Origin of the sequence: Pseudomonas sp. NFACC04-2, assembly GCF_900119265.1 — a bacterium.
GTDB classification, from domain to species: domain Bacteria; phylum Pseudomonadota; class Gammaproteobacteria; order Pseudomonadales; family Pseudomonadaceae; genus Aquipseudomonas; species Aquipseudomonas fluorescens_AA.
Genome location: NZ_FPJC01000008.1, coordinates 218,533 through 237,388, shown reverse-complemented (window position 1 = coordinate 237,388; position 18,856 = coordinate 218,533). Strand labels below are relative to the sequence as shown.

Here is an 18,856-nt window from a genome sequence, read left to right as displayed (position 1 = left end):
CCTTGTGGGAGCGGGCTTGCTCGCGATGGCGTCAGGTCAACCAGCATTGATGTCGACTGGCACAACGCTTTCGCGAGCAAGCTCGCTCCCACAGGTTTTCAAGCAACCTGAACCATCAAATCTCAGGGCAAGAGAATCGTCGACCCCGTCGTGCGCCGCGCCGACAGTTCGGTCTGGGCCTTGGCCGCTTCCGCCAGTGGATAACGCTGGTTGATGTCCACCGTGAGCTTGCCGCTACTGATCATCCCGAACAGTTCATCGGCCATGCGCTGCAGGTTTTCGGCATTGTTGGCGTACGTCGCCAGGGTCGGGCGGGTGACGTAGAGCGAGCCCTTGGCCGAGAGAATCCCCAGGTTCACACCGTCCACTGCCCCCGAGGCATTGCCGAAGCTCACCACCAGGCCACGGGGGGCGACGCTGTCCAGGGAGGTCAGCCAGGTGTCCTTGCCAACGCCGTCGTACACCACGGGCACCTTCTTGCCGTCAGTCAATTCCAACACCCGCTGTGCGACGTTTTCCTTGCTGTAGTCGATGGTTTCCCAGGCGCCATGGGATTTGGCGATGGCGGCTTTTTCCGGTGAGCTGACGGTACCGATCAGCTTCACGCCCAAGGCCTTGGCCCATTGGCAGGCCAAGGAGCCCACGCCACCAGCGGCGGCGTGGAACAGGATGGTTTCGCCACCCTTGAGTTCATAGGTCTGGCGCAACAGGTATTGCACGGTCAGGCCCTTGAGCATCACGCCAGCGGCCTGTTCGAAACTGATGGATTCGGGCAGATGCACCAGGTTGGCTTCGGGCAATACATGCACATCGCTGTAGGCCCCCAGCGGTCCGCTGCCATACGCCACCCGGTCGCCGACCTTGAACCGCGTGACGCCTGGACCGATGGCCTCGACCACGCCCGCGCCCTCGGCGCCCAGGCCCGAAGGCAGCGCCGGTGGCGGATAAAGACCGCTGCGGTAGTAGGTGTCGATGAAATTCAGGCCGATCGCCTTGTTGCTGACGCGTACCTGCTGCGGGCCCGGCTCGGCCGGCTGATAGTCGACATACTCGAGTACTTCGGGACCGCCGTGGGAACTGAACTGGATACGTTTGGCCATCTTCACTTTCTCCTTGTCGCAGACTTTTTACCAAGCCTGCTATCGGACTCCTAAGCTTGACCGTCGTCAACTGTGGCGTGGGCAAGTGCGGTGGTATCCTGTGCGCCCATTTGCCACCGGCCCGCTATACGCCGCGTAGCGTAGCCCTGATCAAGGTGACGTCATGTCCACTCGTACCGAGGCCGTGAAAGCCTATCTGCTCGACCTGCAAGACCGAATCTGCGCCGCCCTGGAAACCGAGGACGGCGGCACGCGCTTCGTCGAAGATGCCTGGACCCGGCCAGCCGGGGGTGGCGGTCGCACGCGGGTGATCGAAAACGGCACGGTGATCGAAAAGGGCGGCGTCAACTTTTCCCACGTCTTCGGCAGCGGCCTCCCACCCTCGGCCAGCGCCCATCGGCCGGAACTGGCCGGACGCGGCTTCGAAGCCTTGGGCGTGTCGCTGGTGATCCACCCGCACAACCCCCATGTGCCGACCTCCCACGCCAACGTGCGTTTCTTCATCGCCGAAAAGGAAGGCGAAGAAGCCGTCTGGTGGTTCGGCGGTGGCTTCGACCTCACGCCCTACTACGGCGTAGAAGAGGACTGCGTCCATTGGCACCGCGTCGCCGAGCAAGCCTGCGCGCCGTTCGGCCCCGAGGTGTATCCGCGCTACAAGGCCTGGTGCGACAGCTACTTCCACCTCAAGCATCGCAACGAGCCCCGGGGCATCGGCGGCCTGTTTTTCGACGACCTGAACGAGTGGGGTTTCGACACCTGCTTTGCCTTCATCCGCGCCATCGGCGACGCCTACATCGATGCCTACCTGCCCATCGTGCGTCGTCGCAAGCATGACGCGTTCACCGCCAAGCAACGGGAATTCCAGGAATATCGCCGTGGGCGTTACGTGGAATTCAACCTGGTCTACGACCGCGGCACCCTGTTCGGGCTGCAATCGGGCGGGCGTACCGAGTCGATCCTGATGTCCCTGCCGCCGCAAGTGCGCTGGGGCTACGACTGGAAAGCCGAGCCGGGCAGCGAAGAGGCGCGGCTGACCGAGTACTTCCTGCAGGATCGCGATTGGCTGGCAACGGCCTGAACGGGGATATTCCATGGATCGCTACGTTGTAATGGGTAACCCGATCGGCCACAGCAAGTCGCCGTTGATTCATCGCCTGTTCGCCGAGCAGACCGGGCAAACCCTGGACTACAGCACGCTGCTGGCACCGCTGGAGGATTTCTCCGGTTGCGCCCAGGCATTTTTCCGCGAGGGGCGTGGGGCGAACGTCACGGTGCCGTTCAAGGAAGACGCCTTTCGCCTGGCCGACACCCTGACCGAGCGAGCCCAGCGGGCCGGGGCGGTCAATACGTTGAGCAAACTGGCCGACGGGCGCCTGTTGGGTGACAACACCGACGGCGCCGGCCTGGTCCGGGACCTGACCGTCAACGCCGGCTTCAGCCTCCAGGGCAAGCGCATCCTGTTGCTGGGGGCCGGCGGCGCGGTGCGCGGCGCCCTGGAACCGCTGCTGGCCGAAGCGCCGGCCTCGGTGGTCATCGCTAACCGCACCGTGGAAAAAGCCGAAGTGCTGGCCGAGTTGTTCGCCGACCTGGGCCCGGTCTCGGCCAGTGGGTTCGATTGGCTGCAAGAGCCGGTGGACCTGATCATCAACGCCACCTCCGCGAGCCTGTCGGGGGATGTACCGCCGATTGCCGCCAGCTTGATCGAGCCCGGCAAGACGGTCTGCTACGACATGATGTATGGCAAGGAGCCGACCTCATTCTGCCGTTGGGCCAGTGGGCACGGGGCGGCGGTGGCGATGGATGGCCTGGGCATGCTCGCCGAACAGGCGGGCGAAGCGTTCTACCTGTGGCGCGGGGTGCGCCCGGACACCGCGCCCGTGCTGACCGAGCTGCGCCGACAGCTCGCGCTGTAGGCCTCAGGCTGTTGTGGCGAGGGGATTTATCCCCTCGCCACAGGTATGTGTCTGCCTCAAGTCCCCTACAGTTTTCAATCCTCGAAATGGATCGGGCAATGCTCCGGTCCTTCCAGCTTCAACAACTCCTCCACCACCTGCGGCCGGGCCATGCGCAAGGTCAGGCTACGCCCCTGGCCGCGCAGGCGCCGGGCTTCCTGGTGGAGCATTTCCACCCCGGAATAATCGATGAAGTTGATCTGCTGGGCATCGATCACCACCCGCTGCGCCTGCAACCGTTGCAGGCGTACTTGCAGGTAATGGCTGGCGCCGAAAAAGATCGAGCCGCCCACCCGCAGGATCTCCGCCTCCCCCTCGCGAAAGTGCTGCACCCGCGGCTGTGAGGTGCGCTTGAGGTAGAAGAACAGCGAAGCCAGTACGCCGGCATAAATGGCGGTTTGCAGTTCCAGCAGCAACGTGGCCAGGCAGGTCAGGCTCATCACCATGAATTCGGCGCGGCTCACGCGGTACAAAGCTCGGATACCACGGTGGTCCACCAGCCCCCAGGCGATCAGCAGGATGCTGCCGGCCATGGCCGGAATCGGGATGTGCGCGATCAGTTTCGCCCCGGCGACCGCAAACAACGCCACCCACAAGGCCGAGAACACCCCGGCCAGGGGCGAGCAGGCCCCGGCTTCATAGCTGAGGCCGGAACGGGTGAAGGAACCGGCCGACAAGGATCCGGAGAAAAATCCACCAACGAGGTTGGAAAGCCCCTGCGCCCTCACCTCCTGGTTCGCATCGAGCAATTGCCCGGAACGTACCGACAACGAACGGGCAATGGACAGGCTGGTGACCAGCCCGAGCATGCCCACCGCGACGGCCCCGGGCAGCAAGCGCAGGATCAGTTCCAGGTCCAGCGGCAGCAGGGTGAGCGGCGGCAGGCGCCCGGCGAACGCACTGACCAGCGCCACATGCCCGAACATCGCCGGCCACAGCCAGACCACCAGACTGCTGATGATTAAAGTTATCAACAGGCTCGGCCAGCGCGGCAGCAAGCGCTTGAGCACCACACCCAGGAGCAGCGTGCCCAACCCCAGCAGCAGCGATGGCTTATCCACAGCCCCGATGTGCTCGACCAGCATCAGCAGGCTCCGCAGCGCCGTGGCTTCGTTCGGCAAGTCGAGGCCCAGCAGGTTCGGCAACTGCCCCAATGCGATCACCGCCGCCGCCCCCAAGGTGAAACCCAGCACCACCGAATGGGAGACGAAATTCACCAGCGCACCGAAACGCAACAACCCTAGCAGCCACTGGAAAATCCCCGCCAGCACCGTCAGCAGCAGGATCAAGGTGATGTAGTCCTGGCTGGCGGGCACCGCCAGAGGGCTAACGGTGGCGTACAAGACGATGGAGATTGCCGCCGTAGGACCGCAGATCAGGTGCCATGACGACCCCCACAGGCAGGCGATCAGCACCGGCACGATCGCTGCGTACAAGCCGTACTCGGGGGGCAAACCGGCAATCAGGGCGTAGGCGATGGACTGCGGCAACGCGAGAATCGCGCCACTCAGACCAACGATCAGGTCACGGCCGACACTGGCGCGGGTCTGCCGGGGCAGCCAGCTCAGGAAGGGGAAGAGTGAACGGCGCGTGGGGATTGCCATGGGGCCTCAAGGATGGGGTTTGGCGCAAGAGTATCAGGCGAGGGATCACCCGTGGCGAGGGAGCTTGCTCCCGCTCGGTCGCGCAGCGGCCGCAAAAAATCGGGACCGCTGCGCAGTCCAGCGGGAGCAAGCTCCCTCGCCACAAAAGCCCCTCGCCATTATGCCTAGAGCTTGGCCTTCACCGCCGCCAACGCATCCTTGCCATCCAGGGTCTTCACGCCGTCCAGCCACTTATCCAGCACCGCCGGGTTGGCCTTGATCCAGGCCTTGGCCGCATCTGCGTTGCTGACTTTGTTGTTCACCACCTCGGCCATGATGCTGTTCTCCATTTCCTGGGTGAAGCTCAGGTTGGTCAACAGCTTGCCAACGTTCGGGCAGGCCTGTGCATAACCCTTGCGGGTCAAGGTGTAGACGCTGCCCGTATCGCCGAAATACTTCTCGCCGCCCTTGAGGTAGTGCATTTTCAATTGCACGTTCATCGGGTGCGGCGTCCAGCCCAGGAAGGTCACGAACTTCTGTTTCTTCACCGCCCGGGAGACTTCCGCCAACATCGCCTGCTCGCTGGACTCCACCAGTTTCCACTCGCCCATGCCGAAGTCATTGGTCTTGATGATTTCTTTCAGGGAGAGGTTGGCCGGGGCGCCGGAGCCGATGCCGTAGATCTTCTTCTCGAACTTGTCGGCGAATTTGTTCAGGTCGGCAAAGTTATGCACACCGGCGTCCCAGACATAATCCGGAACCGCCAGGGTGAACTCGGTGCCGTCGAGGTTCTTGGCCAGTTGCGTGACGTCGCCCGTGGCCACGAATTTGTCATAGAAGCCCTGCTGCGCCGGCATCCAGTTACCCAGGAATACATCCACCTGGCCGTCCTTGAGGCCGCCGAAGGTGATCGGCACCGCGAGCGTGTCGACCTTGGCCTTGTAGCCCATGCCATCCAACAGGAAACCGGTGATGGCGTTCGTCGCGGCGATGTCACTCCAGCCCGGGTCAGCCATTTTCACGGTCTCGCAGCTCTGCTCGGCCCACGCCGAAACACTGCTCAACGCCAACAGCCCAGCGGTCAGTACTGTGGATAACTTTTGCATGTGCTTCCCCTTACGTTATTGGTTTTGGCAGGGTTGTGGATAACGGGCCTTGCGCTCCAGATCGTCGAGATCGATGTGGTTACGCATGTACTGCTGGCTGGCGTCCACCAGCGGCTGGTGGTCCCAGCTCTTGAGTTTGCCCAGGGTCAGCGCCTGGGCGACAAAACGGCGGCGGCGCTGGCTGGCGAGCACCTGTTGATGAATAGCCGGAATATCCCACTTGGCGCGCGCTTCGGCGAGAAAATCGGCGAACAGGGTTTGATGCTCAGGAGATTGGCTGAGATCTTCCAGCTCCTTGGGATCGTTGCGTACGTCGAACAGCAGGCACGGGTCGTCTTCGCTGTAGATGAATTTCCACGGGCCACGGCGGATCATCATCAAGGGGCTGATGGTGCCTTCGGCCATGTATTCACCGAAGACTTCGTCATGCCCGCCCTGCCCTTGCAGATGCGGCACCAGCGAACGGCCATCCAGTGTCAAGCCGGGTTCCAGCGTACCGCCGGCCAGTTCCACCAGGGTCGGCAGCAGGTCGGCGGTGGACACCGCCGCGCCCACCCGACTGCTGGCGAACTGTCCCGGTGCGCTGATGAGCAACGGTACGCGGGCAGCCATTTCAAACCAGTGCATTTTGTACCACAGGCCCTTTTCGCCGAGCATGTCCCCATGATCGCCGGAGAAGACGATGATCGTGTCGTCCAACAGACCGGTATCTTCCAGGGTTTGCAGCAGCTTGCCGACGTTGCTGTCGATGTAGCTGCACGCGCCGAAATAGGCGCGGCGGGCATCACGGATTTTATCCACAGGCAGTGGCTTGTCCCACAGGTCATAGACCTTCAGCAGCCGCTGGGAATGTGGATCGAGGTCTGTTTGCGCCGGTGTCTGCGGCAACGGAATGTCATTGTCGTCATACAAATCCCAGAACGCCTTGGGAATCGTGTACGGGTCGTGTGGGTGGGTCATCGACACAGTGAGGCAGAACGGCTGGTCACCGTCTTCGCGGATGTGGTCGAACAGGTACTGTTGGGCCTTGAACACCACTTCTTCATCGAAATCCAGCTGGTTGGTGCGCACGCAAGGGCCGGCCTGCAACACCGACGACATGTTGTGGTACCAGCTCGGCCGCACGTCCGGCTCGTCCCAGTTCACCGACCAGCCGTAGTCGGCCGGATAAATGTCGCTGGTCAGGCGCTCTTCGTAGCCGTGCAGTTGGTCGGGACCGCAAAAGTGCATCTTGCCGGACAATGCCGTGCGATAGCCGAGGCGGCGCAGGTAATGGGCGTAAGTCGGCACGTCCGCAGGAAAATCCGCCGCGTTGTCGTAGGCGCCGATCTTGCTGGGCAACTGGCCGCTCACCAACGTGAAACGCGACGGCGCGCACAGCGGGCTGTTGCAATAGGCGGCGTCGAACACCACGCCCTCGGCGGCCAGGCGCGACAGGTTCGGCAGCTTGATCGGCGAAGGACCGTAGATCGGCAACATTGGCGCGGCCATTTGATCGGCCATGATGAAAAGAATGTTCTTGCGCTTCATGTATTCGCGGCATTCCATAGTAGGCAGTTATGCGACATTGCTGCGATTGAGCATGTAGCCCCCAGGTTTTGGGGTAAAGCCCATGCAGGATAATGACTAGGATAAGCACAGCTTATGTATGACGCCTTGGGTAACCTGTCCCTGGAACTGTTCCGTGCCTTTGAAGCCGCAGCCCGCCAACAAAGCTTTACGGCGGCGGCGATTGAGCTGGGCACCACGCAGCCGGCCATCAGCCAGCAGATCAAGCGCCTGGAAGAGCAACTGGGTACACGGTTGTTCGACCGGATCTACCGTGGCATCGAACTGACCGAGGCCGGGACGATCCTGTTCGAGCAGGTGCAGGCCGGTCTGCAAAGCATCGATGCCGGGCTGAGCGCGATCACCGCCCAACACCAGCATGAGGTGCTGCAGGTCGCCACGGACTTCGCCTTCGCCGCTTACTGGCTGATGCCGCGCCTGCATCGCTTTCACGCCGCCAACCCCCAGGTGGACGTGAGCCTGGTGACCAGCGAACGCAACCACAACATGCTGCGGACCGATATCGACGTTGCCGTGCTGTTCGGCGACGGTCGCTTCAAGCAAGGCGAAAGTCGCTGGCTGTTCAGCGAAGAAGTCTTTCCGGTCTGTAGCCCGCTGCTGCTTAAGGAACGTCCCCTGCCCTTGCCCGCCCAGGCCTTGGCGGAGTTTCCATTGCTGCACCTGCGAGCGGGCAACAGCAACAGCTGGTTCGACTGGAGCGGCGTATTCCGCGAGCTGGGCATCACCTCGCCGCCCGCCCCCGGGCAATTGCGCTTCGACAACTACACACTCCTCATCCAGGCGGCGATTGGCGGCCAAGGTGTCGCCATCGGCTGGCGACACCTTGTGGATAACTTATTGGCGCAAGGGCTGCTGTGTCGGCCGATCGCCGAAACGGTGCTGTCGCGGCTGGGGTATTACGTGGTCTTGCCTCAGCGTAAACGGCGCGGTGTGCTGATCAGGCAATTCGTCGATTGGTTGACGGAGGAACAGGCCAATAGCGCCGAATCGCTCACGGGATTGCCGCTGCCTTCCATTGCGGTTTGAGGCCGTGGCGAGAGCCATGTTTTGGGACTGCTTCGCAGCCCAGCGGGAGCAAGCCTCGCCACGGATGTAGTTGTCGTCAGCTAGTGGGCGGCCACAAAGTTGACATGCTCGCCCACATGCAGGTTCAGGCGCAGCTCATCGGCGATGCCGACCGCCACGCGGTTGAGCCGCTCCAGGGATTCAGCCATGCCGGGTTCCAGGCTGGTGCTGACCTGGCTGAAATGCTCGATGCCCAGGCCTGGCGCAGCGTAAGGGGCGTTGACCAAGGTCCATTGCAAGGTACTGTTCTTGAGGGCGTCGAGCACTTCTTCGGCGGCATGACGCTGCAAATCGTCGTCGGCCTGCTCCTCGTCGAGTACGGCGAAGTCGCCGATCAGGAACAACCGGGGCACGTTCACCGCTTGCATGCCGGCGATCAGGGCATCCACCGCCAGGACTTGCTCCACCGGGCCGGGAATCAACGTGCGCTCCACTTGTTCACTGTTCATCGGCAACCCCGGCGCGTTCAATAGACACACCACGGCGCTAGCGCCGGCAACGCTTTGCTTGACCCGCTCCGGATCGAAAAGATCGCCGGTCTTGGTCCGCAGGCCCGGGCGTGGAGCCAGAGCGGTAAGATCGTCGAGAATGGCGATGACCTCATGCTGGCGCCGCAGCATTTCAGCCATCAACGCACTGCCGAGGCTGCTCATGGCACCATAGAGCACCACTTTGATGACCGGGGTTTCGGCGTTTTTCATGGCTGTTTCCCTCTCTAACGCGCATGTAAAGGCTCTGACCCGCGGCAAACGGCGAGGGTTCGGCCTCTTTTCCAAGGAGTACAGATGCAGCGGATCAAGGGCTACCACGCCCATGTGTATTTCGACGCCAGCACCCTCGACCAGGCGCGGGCCCTGTGCGAGGAAGCGGCGCGGCTGTTCCCGCTGAAAATGGGCCGTGTCCATCAACGTCCGGTCGGCCCGCACCCGGACTGGAGTTGTCAGTTGGCGTTCGATCCCCAGTACATCGGCGTGGTCCTGCCGTGGCTGGCGCTGAATCGCAAGGGCCTGGTGATTTTCCTGCACCCGGAGACCGGCGATGACCTGACGGACCACACCGAGCATGCGATCTGGATGGGCGCGGTGCGGCCGTTGAATCTTTCAGCGTTTAAGGCAAGCACCTGATTGCTGTTGTGGCGAGGGAGCTTGCTCCCGCTCGGTCGCGCAGCGGCCGCAAATCCTGGGGCCGCTTCGCAGCCCAGCGGGAGCAAGCTCCCTCGCCACACAGCTACACAGCTGCATAGCTGCACAGACTCGCTTGACCAACCATCAGCCATTGCAACGGCGAAAGCTTGCTGAAAGCTAGCGCGATTAGGATCACCGCACTTCCGGCAAAAGACCGGTCGGCCAAAAGCGAGTTTTCAAGGCTCGTTCGGCCCTTTTAACAACAACAATGGTGATTCTGATGTCCGCTGCTACCCGTCCCGCCGCACCCACTCCATCCGTCCCTCTCGTGCTTTGCATTTCGCGCTGACCTGTCCGGTTCGCCTTTCATAGCCGCGCTACGCCTGGAGTATTTCCCATGCTGACTTTCCTTGGCTTCGCCATGGTCATCACGTTCATGTTCCTGATCATGACCAAGCGCCTGTCCGCGCTGATCGCCCTGATCATTATCCCGATCCTGTTCGCCCTGTTCGGTGGCTTCGCGCCGAAGATCGGCCCGATGATGCTCGAAGGCATCACCAAGCTCGCCCCGACCGGGGTGATGCTGATGTTCGCGATTCTGTATTTTGCCCTGATGATCGACTCCGGCCTGTTCGACCCGGCCGTGCGCAAGATCCTCAAGCTGGTCAAGGGCGACCCGTTGAAAGTTTCGGTCGGTACCGCCGTTCTGGCGCTCGTCGTTTCCCTCGATGGTGACGGCGCGACCACTTACATGATCTGCGTGGCCGCGATGCTGCCGCTCTACAGCCGCATCGGCATGAGCCCGCGCATCATGGCCGGCCTGATCATCCTCGCCGGTGGCGTGATGAACATGACCCCCTGGGGCGGCCCGACGGCCCGGGCGGCCAGTGCGCTGCATGTGGACCCGTCCGACATCTTCGTGCCGATGATTCCCGCCATGCTGGCCGGCGTCGCGGCGATCCTGGCGATCTCCTACATGTATGGCAAACGCGAGCGCGCACGCCTGGGTGAATTGCACTTGGCGGGCGACGAGATCGACCACAGCGAAATCAGCGTGTCCCAGTTCCCGGACGCCCGTCGTCCGAAGCTGATCTGGTTCAACGGCGCGCTGACCCTGGCCCTGATGTGCACCCTGATCGCCGGCCTGTTGCCGCTGCCGGTGCTGTTCATGGTGGCCTTCAGCATCGCGATGATCGTCAACTACCCGTGCCTGCAACAGCAGAAAGACCGCGTCGCGGCCCACGCCGGCAGTGTGTTGGCGGTGGTCGGGCTGATTTTCGCGGCGGGTATCTTCACCGGCATCCTGTCTGGCACCGGCATGGTCGACGCCATGTCCAAGAGCCTGCTGGCGGTCATTCCGGAGTTCCTCGGTCCTTACCTGGCAGTCATCACTGCGCTGGTGAGCATGCCCTTCACCTTCTTCATGTCTAACGATGCATTTTATTACGGGGTGTTACCGGTTTTGGCCGAAGCCGCCAGCCATTACGGCATCACTGCCGTTGAAATGGCCCGTGCCTCCATCGTTGGCCAGCCCGTCCACCTGTTGAGCCCACTGGTTCCGTCGACCTACCTGCTGGTAGCCTTGGCTGGGATCGAGTTCGGCGATCACCAGCGCTTCACCTTGAAGTGGGCAGTGCTGGTTTGCCTGTGCATAATGTTCGCCGCCTTGCTGATGGGGATTTTTCCGCTGTTCAGCACTCTATAAAAGCAACGCTCGCTCTGCCGTGTCTATCTGACAAGAAGGCCGGCCGGGCCTAACACTCGCTCAAAGGAACTCACATGGAATGGCTGACCAACCCGGAAATCTGGGTTGCCTTCTTTACCTTGACCGCCCTGGAAATCGTCCTGGGTATCGACAACATCATCATGATCTCGATCCTGGTCAGCCGCATGCCCAAGCACATGCAGGCGCGCACCCGGATCTTCGGCCTGGCGCTGGCCATGATCACGCGGATCCTGTTGCTGCTGTCCATCACCTGGGTCATGCGCCTGACGGCGGATTTGTTCGAAGTGTTCGGCCAGGGCATCTCCGGTCGTGACCTGATCCTGTTCTTCGGTGGCCTGTTCCTGCTGTGGAAAAGCTCCCAGGAGATGTACCACGCGCTGGAAGGCGAAGATGAAAGCAACGACGAACCTTCGGGCAAGGGCGGCAACTTCATCTACACCATCATCCAGATCGCGATCATCGACATCGTGTTCTCCCTGGACTCGGTCATTACCGCGGTCGGCATGGTCTCCCATGTACCGGTGATGGTTGCCGCCATCGTCGTTGCCGTACTGGTGATGATGCTGGCTTCGGGCACCATCAGCACGTTCATCGACAAACACCCGTCGCTGAAGATGCTGGCGCTGTCGTTCCTGCTGGTGGTCGGTACCGTGCTGATCGCCGAGTCGTTCGACGTGCACGTACCAAAAGGCTACGTCTACTTCGCCATGGCGTTCTCCCTGGCGGTGGAAGCGGTCAACATCAAGATGCGCACCGCCATGGCCCGCAAGCGCAAGCAGCAGGATCCGGTGAAACTGCGTAAGGATGTACCCGGTCAGTAATGACATGGGGCAGTGAATAAAGGGGCTCTTTGGAGCCCCTTTTTCATGCTGGTATGAAAGTGGCCTAGTGCATGACCTGTGGGAGCGGGCTTGCTCGCGAAGAGGCCAGAACAGTCAATCCTGTGTCGCCTGACAGAATGCATTCGCGAGCAAGCCCGCTCCCACAGGTCCGCGTTTGCCTGATCAATAGGAGGCTTCAAGATCGTCGGGGTGTTTTTTATGACAGTTTTGTTTCAATCGATTCTTTAGCTGTGCAATGCTGGCGCTCGAACCATTAGCCAACTACAGCTTAAGTACATACCTAAAAATGATGTGGCGCTGTCACTTTGTCCCTTTGGGACGCTAACAGGGGGCCTCTCATGCTGACCCTGCTGAATTTGCTCTCCGCCGTGGCCCTGCTGATCTGGGGCACGCATATCGTGCGTACCGGCATCTTGCGGGTCTATGGCTCGAACCTGCGCCATGTCATTGGCCAGAACATGTCCCGGCGCTGGCTGGCGTTCATCGCTGGGATCATAGTCACGGCCATGGTCCAGAGCAGTAACGCCACGGCCATGCTCGTCACCTCGTTCGTCGGCCAGGGCCTGATGGCGTTGACGCCGGCTCTGGCGACCATGCTGGGTGCCGATGTCGGCACCGCGCTGATGGCACGGGTGCTGACCCTCGACCTGTCGTGGCTGTCGCCGCTGCTGATTTTCCTCGGTGTGATCTTCTTCCTCTCGCGCAAACAGACCCGCGTCGGCCAAATGGGCCGGGTCGGCATCGGCCTGGGCCTGATCATCCTGGCCCTGCAATTGATCGTCGAAGCCGCCGCGCCCATCACCCATGCCCAAGGCGTGAAAGTGATCTTCGCCTCGCTGACCGGCGACATCCTGCTCGATGCACTGGTCGGCGCGCTGTTCGCGATGATTTCCTATTCCAGCCTGGCCGCCGTGCTGCTGACCGCGACATTGGCCGGTGCCGCGGTGATCAGCCTGCCGGTGGCCATCGGCCTGGTGATCGGCGCCAACATCGGCAGCGGCGTATTGGCGTTCCTCAGCACCAGCATGCAGAACACCGCCGGACGCCAGGTGGCGCTGGGCAGCCTGCTGTACAAGCTGATCGGGCTGTTGTTGATCATTCCGGTGCTCGATCCGCTGGTGGGCTGGCTCGACAGCCTGGATTTCAGCCCCCAGGAAACGGTGATCGGTTTTCATCTGCTCTACAACGCCGTGCGGTGCCTGGTGCTGCTGCCCAGCGTCGGCCCGATGGCCAAGCTCTGTACCTGGCTGCTGCCGGAACGGCCCGAGACCAACGGCACGGCCAAGCCCCGCCACCTGGACCCCACGGCCCTCGCCACCCCGAGCCTGGCGCTGGCGAACGCGGCCCGTGAAACCCTGCGCATTGGCGATCTGATCGAAAACATGCTCGAAGCCATGCTGGACGTGCTGCGCGGCCAGCAGACCGCGGTGACCCAGGAAGTGCGGCGCATGAGCGATGACGTCGAGGCACTGTGCAGTGCAATCAAGTTGTACATGGCGCAAATGCCCCGTGAAGACCTCAGCGAACAGGACAGCCGCCGCTGGGCCGAGATCATCGAACTGGCGATCAACCTCAAGCTGGCCAGCGACCTGATCGAGCGCATGTTGCGCAAGGTCCAACAGCAGAAGACTTCCCAGCGCCGCTCATTTTCCGATGTAGGCCTGGAAGAATTGGCGGGGCTGCACAGCCACTTGATCGCCAACCTGCGGCTGGGGTTGTCGGTATTCCTGAGCGCCGACCGGGAAAGCGCCCGCCAGTTGTTGCGTGAGAAACGTCGTTTCCGGGCACAGGAACGGCGCATGGCCCATGCCCATGTCAGCCGCCTGCAACGCAAAGTCGTCCAAAGCCTGGAGACCAGTTCCCTGCACCTGGAGCTGATTGCCGACATGAGGCGCCTCAATTCGCTGTTTTGCGGCAGTGCCTATGTGGTGCTGGAGACGGCCGAGATCGGTGCGCTGGCGGCGGATGAAATTAGCGACATTACCCATTCGCCTTGAACAACTGGCGCATTGGTCAGTCAGTAACAATGGCTCGGGCCTGAAACCGTTCAGCGGCCCGCCTGCTCCCGTTGTCATGAATACCGCATAGATTCGATAGGGGGAGCGAGCCAACTCCGGGCGCGACCCGCCGATGAGGCCTGCCCGGCACCATGGATCTCCACTCAGCCGCCAGGAAGCCCTTATGCGTTGTCTGTTGCTCGCCTTTCTTTTGCTCGGCTCACTGCCCGTGGTTGCTCTGGACCGGTTCCAGGTCGAAGGCTATACGCTGCCCAACGGCATGCAACTGATACTCAAGCCCGGCACCGAGCGCGGCCATGTGGCGATCCGGCTGGTGGTCGGCGTGGGTCTGGACGATTTCAGTTGCGCCGACAAGGAACTGCCGCACCTGCTCGAGCACCTGTTGTTCAGCGGCGTCGACGACAGTGGTGAAGGTGGCCTGGAAGAGCGCATGCAGGCCTTGGGCGGCGAGTGGAATGCCTTCACCAGCAACGCCGACACCACGTTCGTCATCGAGGCGCCGGCACGCAATCAACGCAAGGTGCTGGACCTGCTGCTGACGCTGTTGACCCGCACCCGTATCGACGAAAAAGCCCTGGAGGCGGCCAAGCGGGTGGTGGAGCGCGAAGACGGTGGTCACTACACCCACCTGCAACGCTGGCTCGATCACCAGGACTTGGGCCACAAGGCCAGCAACCAACTGGCGGTTGAGTTGGGCTTGCGCTGCGCAGAACGGGCCGAGGTCCAGCGCCATACCCTCGCCCGCCTCGAACAAGTGCGCAAGACCTGGTATGCGCCGAACAACATGACGCTGATCGTGGTCGGGGATCTCGACCGACTGCTGCCCGCCTACTTGGAACGCGCCTTTGGCGAACTCGAGCCGGTGGAGCCCAGTGCCCACGAGGCGCTGCCGCAAATCCGCTACAAGGCGGTCACCAAGCGCAATCTGATCCGTGGCCTGGCCGGCGACAGTGCCAAGCTTCACTGGCTGTTCCCGGAACCGGTGCTGGACGAGCAGCATGACGAAACCTTCGATCTGCTCAAGGATTACCTGGATTGGGCACTTTATCGCCAGCTGCGCCTGGCCCGCGGCCTGTCCTACGGGCCGTGGACCGAACGCGAAGTATTCGGCGGCGTCGGCTTCTTCAGCCTGAACGCCGACCTGTCCCGCGAAGACCTGCCCGAAGCCGAACAGGCGCTGGAAGAACTGCGCAAGACCTTGCTCAAGGATGGCCTGGACCCTGCCAGTTTCGTGCGCATCAAACGCGCGGCCATCGCCCATCAGTCCTGGGCGGTTCAAGGTAACAGCGCACTGGCCGATTACTACTGGGGCGCCTTGGGCGATTACGAAGACGGTCGCTTCGCCAACCCGGCCGTGCGCCTGCAGGAGGTGAGCCTGGAACAGGCCAACGTGGCCCTGCGCGAACTGCTCAAGGACCCGGGTTACCTGCGCATCGAGAAGCCGTTGCTCAGTGACGATGAACTCGTCTGGGGGCTGGGCGGCTTGCTGGGGCTGTTGCTGCTCGGATTGGTGACATGGCAGGTACGCCGACAACGTAGAAGCTGACGAGTGCAACGAGGCTGCGATCTTTCCCCTGGCATTCGGGGCGCAAGCGAAAGATCAGAAGATCGCAGCCTTCGGCAGCTCCTACAGGGTAGTGCGGCGTTTCGCTAAATTCCCTCACCACAAGAGTGCTCGTCACATCGATGCCCTGGCGATACTCTGTCAGGGATATTTTCCTACGACTTACTGTGAAACTACCGAATGCAAAACCTGACGGTCTATATCCAGCGCATCCTTGAATTGATGAAGCGCTATCCAGGGGTCATTGCGCTCGGTGGTTTCATCTCCGGGGTCGGCAGTTTCATGCTGGTGGACCGCCAGCAGGGCCTGGCCACCTGGATCGCCATCATGATGCTGGTGAGCTGGCTCTGGCTGATGGTCGAGAACAGCATGACCCGGCTGTTCACGCGGATTTTCAAACGGGAGATTCCCCAGCCGCTGTTGCGCTACGCCACGCAGATGATTCACCAGGAAAGCCTGTTTTTCGTCCTGCCGTTTTTCTTCATCACCACCACCTGGAACAGCAGCCAACTGCTTTTCACTGGCCTGCTGACGATCGCGGCGCTGATCTCGATCACCGATCCGCTGTACTACAAATGGCTGGCGCCACGGCGCTGGGCGTTCCTGGCGTTGCACACGCTGACGCTGTTCGCCGCCCTGCTCACCGCGTTGCCGGTCATCCTGCACCTGACCACCGACCAAAGCTTCAAGCTGGCACTGGGCATTGCCATGCTGCTGTCGTTTCCCAGCCTGGCCTCGATCTTTCCGATCCGCACCGTGCGCAACGCCGTGGCGATCCTCTGCATTACCGTGGGGATTGGCGCCGCTGGCTGGGTGCTGCGCTCCTGGGTGCCGCCGGCGACGCTGTGGATGACCGAAGTGGCGATCAGCACCCAACTGGAAGACCGCACTCCCGGTGCCAGCCTCAAGGAAGTCAGCGCCGCCCAGATCCGCGGCAACGGCCTGTACGCCTACACCGCGATCAACGCACCACGTGGGCTCGACGAGCGGATCTATCACGTCTGGCAGTTCAACGGTAAAGAAGTGGATCGTATCGCCCTGGACATTCATGGCGGGCGCAAGGAAGGCTATCGCGCCTGGACTCACAAACAGAACTTCCCGGACGACCCGACAGGCAAATGGCAGGTGCGGGTGCTGACGGAAAATGGCCAGATGATCGGAGTGCTGCGTTTCAACGTGAACGCCGCTGTACCCGAAGCAAAATGATGGCAATTGTGCTATCAGGTAGCGCTGTTCAAGCCGAACGAGCATGGAGCTTATGACCCCCAGCCCCCACATGGGCAGTGCCCGACTCGACACGTCCGGCGCGCCGGCGCAGCTGTGGATCAGCGGCGCCTGGACGCTGGCCCATTACCCACAGCTCAAGCGCCTGGCCGAATCGCTGCGCGGCCAGTACGACGAAAACACCCGGATCGACCTCAACGGCCTCGGGGCCCTCGACACCGCCGGGGCCTCGTTATTGGTGGAACTGCTGGGCTCCGAACGGCTGGGCAAGACCACCGAACACCCGGACTGCAGTTTGCCGGCAGCCGAGCGCGCGTTGTTGCAGACGGTGTACTGCTCGCTGACGGATTTCTGCGTACCGGACAAAGAACCGAAAGTCAGCGTCGTGACCCAGTTGCTGACGCGCATCGGCCGCGCCGTGGAGAAGGTCTGGCAGGACACCCTGCAATTGCTCGGTTTTGTCGGCCTGATCCTGGAAACCCTGGCCCGCGGGCTGTTTCATCCGCGGCGCTGGCGCATTACGCCGATGGTCGTGCACATCGAGCAGACCGGCCTGGACGCGGCGCCCATCGTGGCCTTGCTGACGTTCCTGGTGGGCGCGGTGGTGGCCTTTCTCGGGGCGACGGTGCTGGCGGATTTCGGCGCCAGTATCTTTACCGTGGACTTGGTAGCGTTCTCGTTCCTGCGCGAATTCGGCGTGTTGCTGACGGCGATCCTCATGGCGGGCCGCACCGCCAGCGCGTTCACCGCGCAGATCGGCTCGATGAAAGCCAACGAAGAAATCGACGCAATCCGCACCCTTGGCCTCGACCCCGTCGAGCTGCTGGTGGTGCCGCGGGTGCTGGCCCTGCTGGTGGCGCTGCCCATGCTGACGTTCGTCGCCATGCTCTCGGGCATCATTGGCGGCGGTGTCGTGTGCGCACTGTCGCTGGGCATCTCCCCGGCCATGTTCCTGTCACTGCTGCAATCGGACATCGGCGTGCAGCACTTCGTGGTGGGGATGGTCAAGGCGCCGATCTTCGCCTTCCTGATCGCTGCCGTGGGCTGCCTGGAAGGCTTCAAGGTCAGCGGCAGCGCCGAATCGGTCGGGGCCCACACCACTTCCAGCGTGGTGCAGTCGATTTTCGTGGTGATTGTGCTGGATGCCGTGGCCGCGCTGTTTTTCATGGAGATGAGCTGGTGAGTCGACCTTCCAGGACGCCCTCCGAGGCGGTGATTCAGGTGCGTGGCCTGTGCAATCGCTTTGGCCGCCAGAGCGTGCATGAAAACCTCGACCTGGACGTCTACAAGGGCGAGATCCTCGCCGTGGTGGGTGGCTCCGGCAGTGGCAAGTCGGTGCTGCTGCGCAGCATCGTCGGCTTGAACCAGCCCAGCGAGGGTTCGGTGCGGGTGTTCGGCCAGGACTTGCCGAGCCTGTCCCAGGAGCAGCGTTCGCGGGTGGAACGGCGCTTTGGCGTGCTGTTCCAGAAAGGCGCGCTGTTTTCGTCCCTGACCGTGACAGAAAACGTCGCCCTGCCCCTGATCGAACACGCCGGCCTCAGCCGGGCCGACGCCGAACACCTGGCGGCAGTGAAACTCGCCCTGGCCGGGCTGCCACTCTCGGCCGCGGACAAGTACCCCGCCTCGCTGTCCGGCGGCATGATCAAGCGCGCCGCCCTCGCCCGTGCGCTGGCCCTGGACCCGGACATCCTGTTTCTCGACGAACCCACCGCCGGCCTCGACCCCATCGGCGCGGCGGCGTTCGACCAGTTGATCCTGACGCTGCGCGACGCCCTGGGCCTGAGCGTGTTCCTGGTCACCCATGACCTGGACACCCTCTACACCATCACCGACCGGGTGGCGGTGCTGGCGCAGAAAAAAGTGCTGGTGGCCGATGTCATCGACAAGGTGTCGGAAACCGACGACGCCTGGATTCATGAATACTTTCATGGCCCTCGCGGCCGCGCGGCTTTATCCGCCGCTACACAGTCCAACGAGGTTTGA

16 protein-coding genes are annotated in these 18,856 nt (G+C 62.3%); 11 read left to right on the top strand and 5 right to left on the bottom strand.

The window, feature by feature from the left end:
- Nucleotides 1-122: 122 nt before the first annotated feature.
- Nucleotides 123-1,100 carry an NADPH:quinone reductase gene (locus BT125_RS13915; protein ID WP_072407763.1) on the bottom strand — a complete coding sequence of 326 codons (978 nt, stop codon included), beginning with the start codon at nt 1,098-1,100 and terminating at the stop codon, nt 123-125.
- A 163-nt stretch (nt 1,101-1,263) separates the two neighbouring features.
- Here BT125_RS13915 and hemF point away from each other — a divergent pair, with 163 nt between their 5' ends.
- Together hemF and aroE are read left to right on the top strand one after the other, a co-directional pair.
- Nucleotides 1,264-2,178, top strand: a complete 915-nt coding sequence (gene hemF, locus BT125_RS13910; protein ID WP_072407761.1) for an oxygen-dependent coproporphyrinogen oxidase — start codon at nt 1,264-1,266, stop codon at nt 2,176-2,178.
- 13 nt (nt 2,179-2,191) lie between these two features.
- Nucleotides 2,192-3,013: a shikimate dehydrogenase gene (aroE, locus tag BT125_RS13905; RefSeq protein ID WP_072407759.1), complete on the top strand. Its 822-nt coding sequence runs from the start codon at nt 2,192-2,194 to the stop codon at nt 3,011-3,013.
- A gap of 74 nt (nt 3,014-3,087) precedes the next feature.
- Here aroE and BT125_RS13900 read toward each other — a convergent pair whose 3' ends face one another.
- The 3 genes from BT125_RS13900 to betC form a co-directional block, all read right to left on the bottom strand.
- Nucleotides 3,088-4,656, bottom strand: a complete 1,569-nt coding sequence (locus tag BT125_RS13900; protein ID WP_072407757.1) for a SulP family inorganic anion transporter — start codon at nt 4,654-4,656, stop codon at nt 3,088-3,090.
- 164 nt (nt 4,657-4,820) lie between these two features.
- Nucleotides 4,821-5,741, bottom strand: a complete 921-nt coding sequence (gene choX / locus BT125_RS13895; RefSeq protein WP_072407755.1) for a choline ABC transporter substrate-binding protein — start codon at nt 5,739-5,741, stop codon at nt 4,821-4,823.
- Nucleotides 5,742-5,756: 15 nt separating this feature from the next.
- Nucleotides 5,757-7,271 (bottom strand): choline-sulfatase, encoded by a 1,515-nt coding sequence (gene betC, locus BT125_RS13890; RefSeq protein ID WP_072407753.1) that lies wholly within the window; start codon nt 7,269-7,271, stop codon nt 5,757-5,759.
- Between the two features lie 114 nt (nt 7,272-7,385).
- Between betC and BT125_RS13885 the strand changes: the two genes are divergently transcribed.
- Complete coding sequence (locus BT125_RS13885) at nt 7,386-8,336, top strand: choline sulfate utilization transcriptional regulator (RefSeq protein WP_072407751.1); 951 nt, start codon at nt 7,386-7,388, stop codon at nt 8,334-8,336.
- 80 nt (nt 8,337-8,416) lie between these two features.
- Here BT125_RS13885 and BT125_RS13880 read toward each other — a convergent pair whose 3' ends face one another.
- Entirely contained in the window at nt 8,417-9,076 is a 660-nt protein-coding gene (locus BT125_RS13880) for an NAD(P)-dependent oxidoreductase (protein ID WP_072407749.1), read from the bottom strand.
- A gap of 84 nt (nt 9,077-9,160) precedes the next feature.
- On the opposite strand from BT125_RS13880, the gene BT125_RS13875 reads away from it, so the two are divergent.
- From BT125_RS13875 to BT125_RS13840, 8 genes are all read left to right on the top strand, one after another.
- Complete coding sequence (locus BT125_RS13875; protein ID WP_072407747.1) at nt 9,161-9,499, top strand: DOPA 4,5-dioxygenase family protein; 339 nt, start codon at nt 9,161-9,163, stop codon at nt 9,497-9,499.
- 397 nt (nt 9,500-9,896) lie between these two features.
- The gene (locus BT125_RS13870) at nt 9,897-11,204 is read left to right on the top strand and encodes a CitMHS family transporter (protein ID WP_053189433.1); all 1,308 of its coding nucleotides are present in this window, start codon (nt 9,897-9,899) and stop codon (nt 11,202-11,204) included.
- A 74-nt stretch (nt 11,205-11,278) separates the two neighbouring features.
- Nucleotides 11,279-12,046 (top strand): TerC family protein, encoded by a 768-nt coding sequence (locus BT125_RS13865; RefSeq protein ID WP_072407745.1) that lies wholly within the window; start codon nt 11,279-11,281, stop codon nt 12,044-12,046.
- A 359-nt stretch (nt 12,047-12,405) separates the two neighbouring features.
- Complete coding sequence (locus BT125_RS13860) at nt 12,406-14,064, top strand: Na/Pi cotransporter family protein (RefSeq protein ID WP_072407743.1); 1,659 nt, start codon at nt 12,406-12,408, stop codon at nt 14,062-14,064.
- A gap of 184 nt (nt 14,065-14,248) precedes the next feature.
- Nucleotides 14,249-15,631, top strand: a complete 1,383-nt coding sequence (locus tag BT125_RS13855; RefSeq protein ID WP_072407741.1) for a M16 family metallopeptidase — start codon at nt 14,249-14,251, stop codon at nt 15,629-15,631.
- Between the two features lie 198 nt (nt 15,632-15,829).
- Complete coding sequence (locus tag BT125_RS13850; protein WP_072407739.1) at nt 15,830-16,855, top strand: DUF5924 family protein; 1,026 nt, start codon at nt 15,830-15,832, stop codon at nt 16,853-16,855.
- Between the two features lie 52 nt (nt 16,856-16,907).
- Nucleotides 16,908-18,056: an ABC transporter permease gene (locus BT125_RS13845; protein ID WP_072407737.1), complete on the top strand. Its 1,149-nt coding sequence runs from the start codon at nt 16,908-16,910 to the stop codon at nt 18,054-18,056.
- Nucleotides 18,053-18,856, top strand: a complete 804-nt coding sequence (locus BT125_RS13840; RefSeq protein WP_072407735.1) for an ABC transporter ATP-binding protein — start codon at nt 18,053-18,055, stop codon at nt 18,854-18,856. Before BT125_RS13845 ends, BT125_RS13840 begins: the two co-directional genes overlap by 4 nt.

Coding starts and splice junctions, on each gene's coding strand:
- BT125_RS13915 (WP_072407763.1), bottom strand. CDS start 1,100: ATGGCCAAACGTATCCAGTTCAGTTCCCACGGCGGTCCCGAAGTACTC.
- choX (WP_072407755.1), bottom strand. CDS start 5,741: ATGCAAAAGTTATCCACAGTACTGACCGCTGGGCTGTTGGCGTTGAGC.
- BT125_RS13855 (WP_072407741.1), top strand. CDS start 14,249: ATGCGTTGTCTGTTGCTCGCCTTTCTTTTGCTCGGCTCACTGCCCGTG.
- betC (WP_072407753.1), bottom strand. CDS start 7,271: ATGAAGCGCAAGAACATTCTTTTCATCATGGCCGATCAAATGGCCGCG.
- BT125_RS13845 (WP_072407737.1), top strand. CDS start 16,908: ATGACCCCCAGCCCCCACATGGGCAGTGCCCGACTCGACACGTCCGGC.
- BT125_RS13870 (WP_053189433.1), top strand. CDS start 9,897: ATGCTGACTTTCCTTGGCTTCGCCATGGTCATCACGTTCATGTTCCTG.
- BT125_RS13900 (WP_072407757.1), bottom strand. CDS start 4,656: ATGGCAATCCCCACGCGCCGTTCACTCTTCCCCTTCCTGAGCTGGCTG.
- BT125_RS13865 (WP_072407745.1), top strand. CDS start 11,279: ATGGAATGGCTGACCAACCCGGAAATCTGGGTTGCCTTCTTTACCTTG.
- BT125_RS13850 (WP_072407739.1), top strand. CDS start 15,830: ATGCAAAACCTGACGGTCTATATCCAGCGCATCCTTGAATTGATGAAG.
- aroE (WP_072407759.1), top strand. CDS start 2,192: ATGGATCGCTACGTTGTAATGGGTAACCCGATCGGCCACAGCAAGTCG.
- hemF (WP_072407761.1), top strand. CDS start 1,264: ATGTCCACTCGTACCGAGGCCGTGAAAGCCTATCTGCTCGACCTGCAA.
- BT125_RS13885 (WP_072407751.1), top strand. CDS start 7,386: ATGTATGACGCCTTGGGTAACCTGTCCCTGGAACTGTTCCGTGCCTTT.
- BT125_RS13875 (WP_072407747.1), top strand. CDS start 9,161: ATGCAGCGGATCAAGGGCTACCACGCCCATGTGTATTTCGACGCCAGC.
- BT125_RS13860 (WP_072407743.1), top strand. CDS start 12,406: ATGCTGACCCTGCTGAATTTGCTCTCCGCCGTGGCCCTGCTGATCTGG.
- BT125_RS13880 (WP_072407749.1), bottom strand. CDS start 9,076: ATGAAAAACGCCGAAACCCCGGTCATCAAAGTGGTGCTCTATGGTGCC.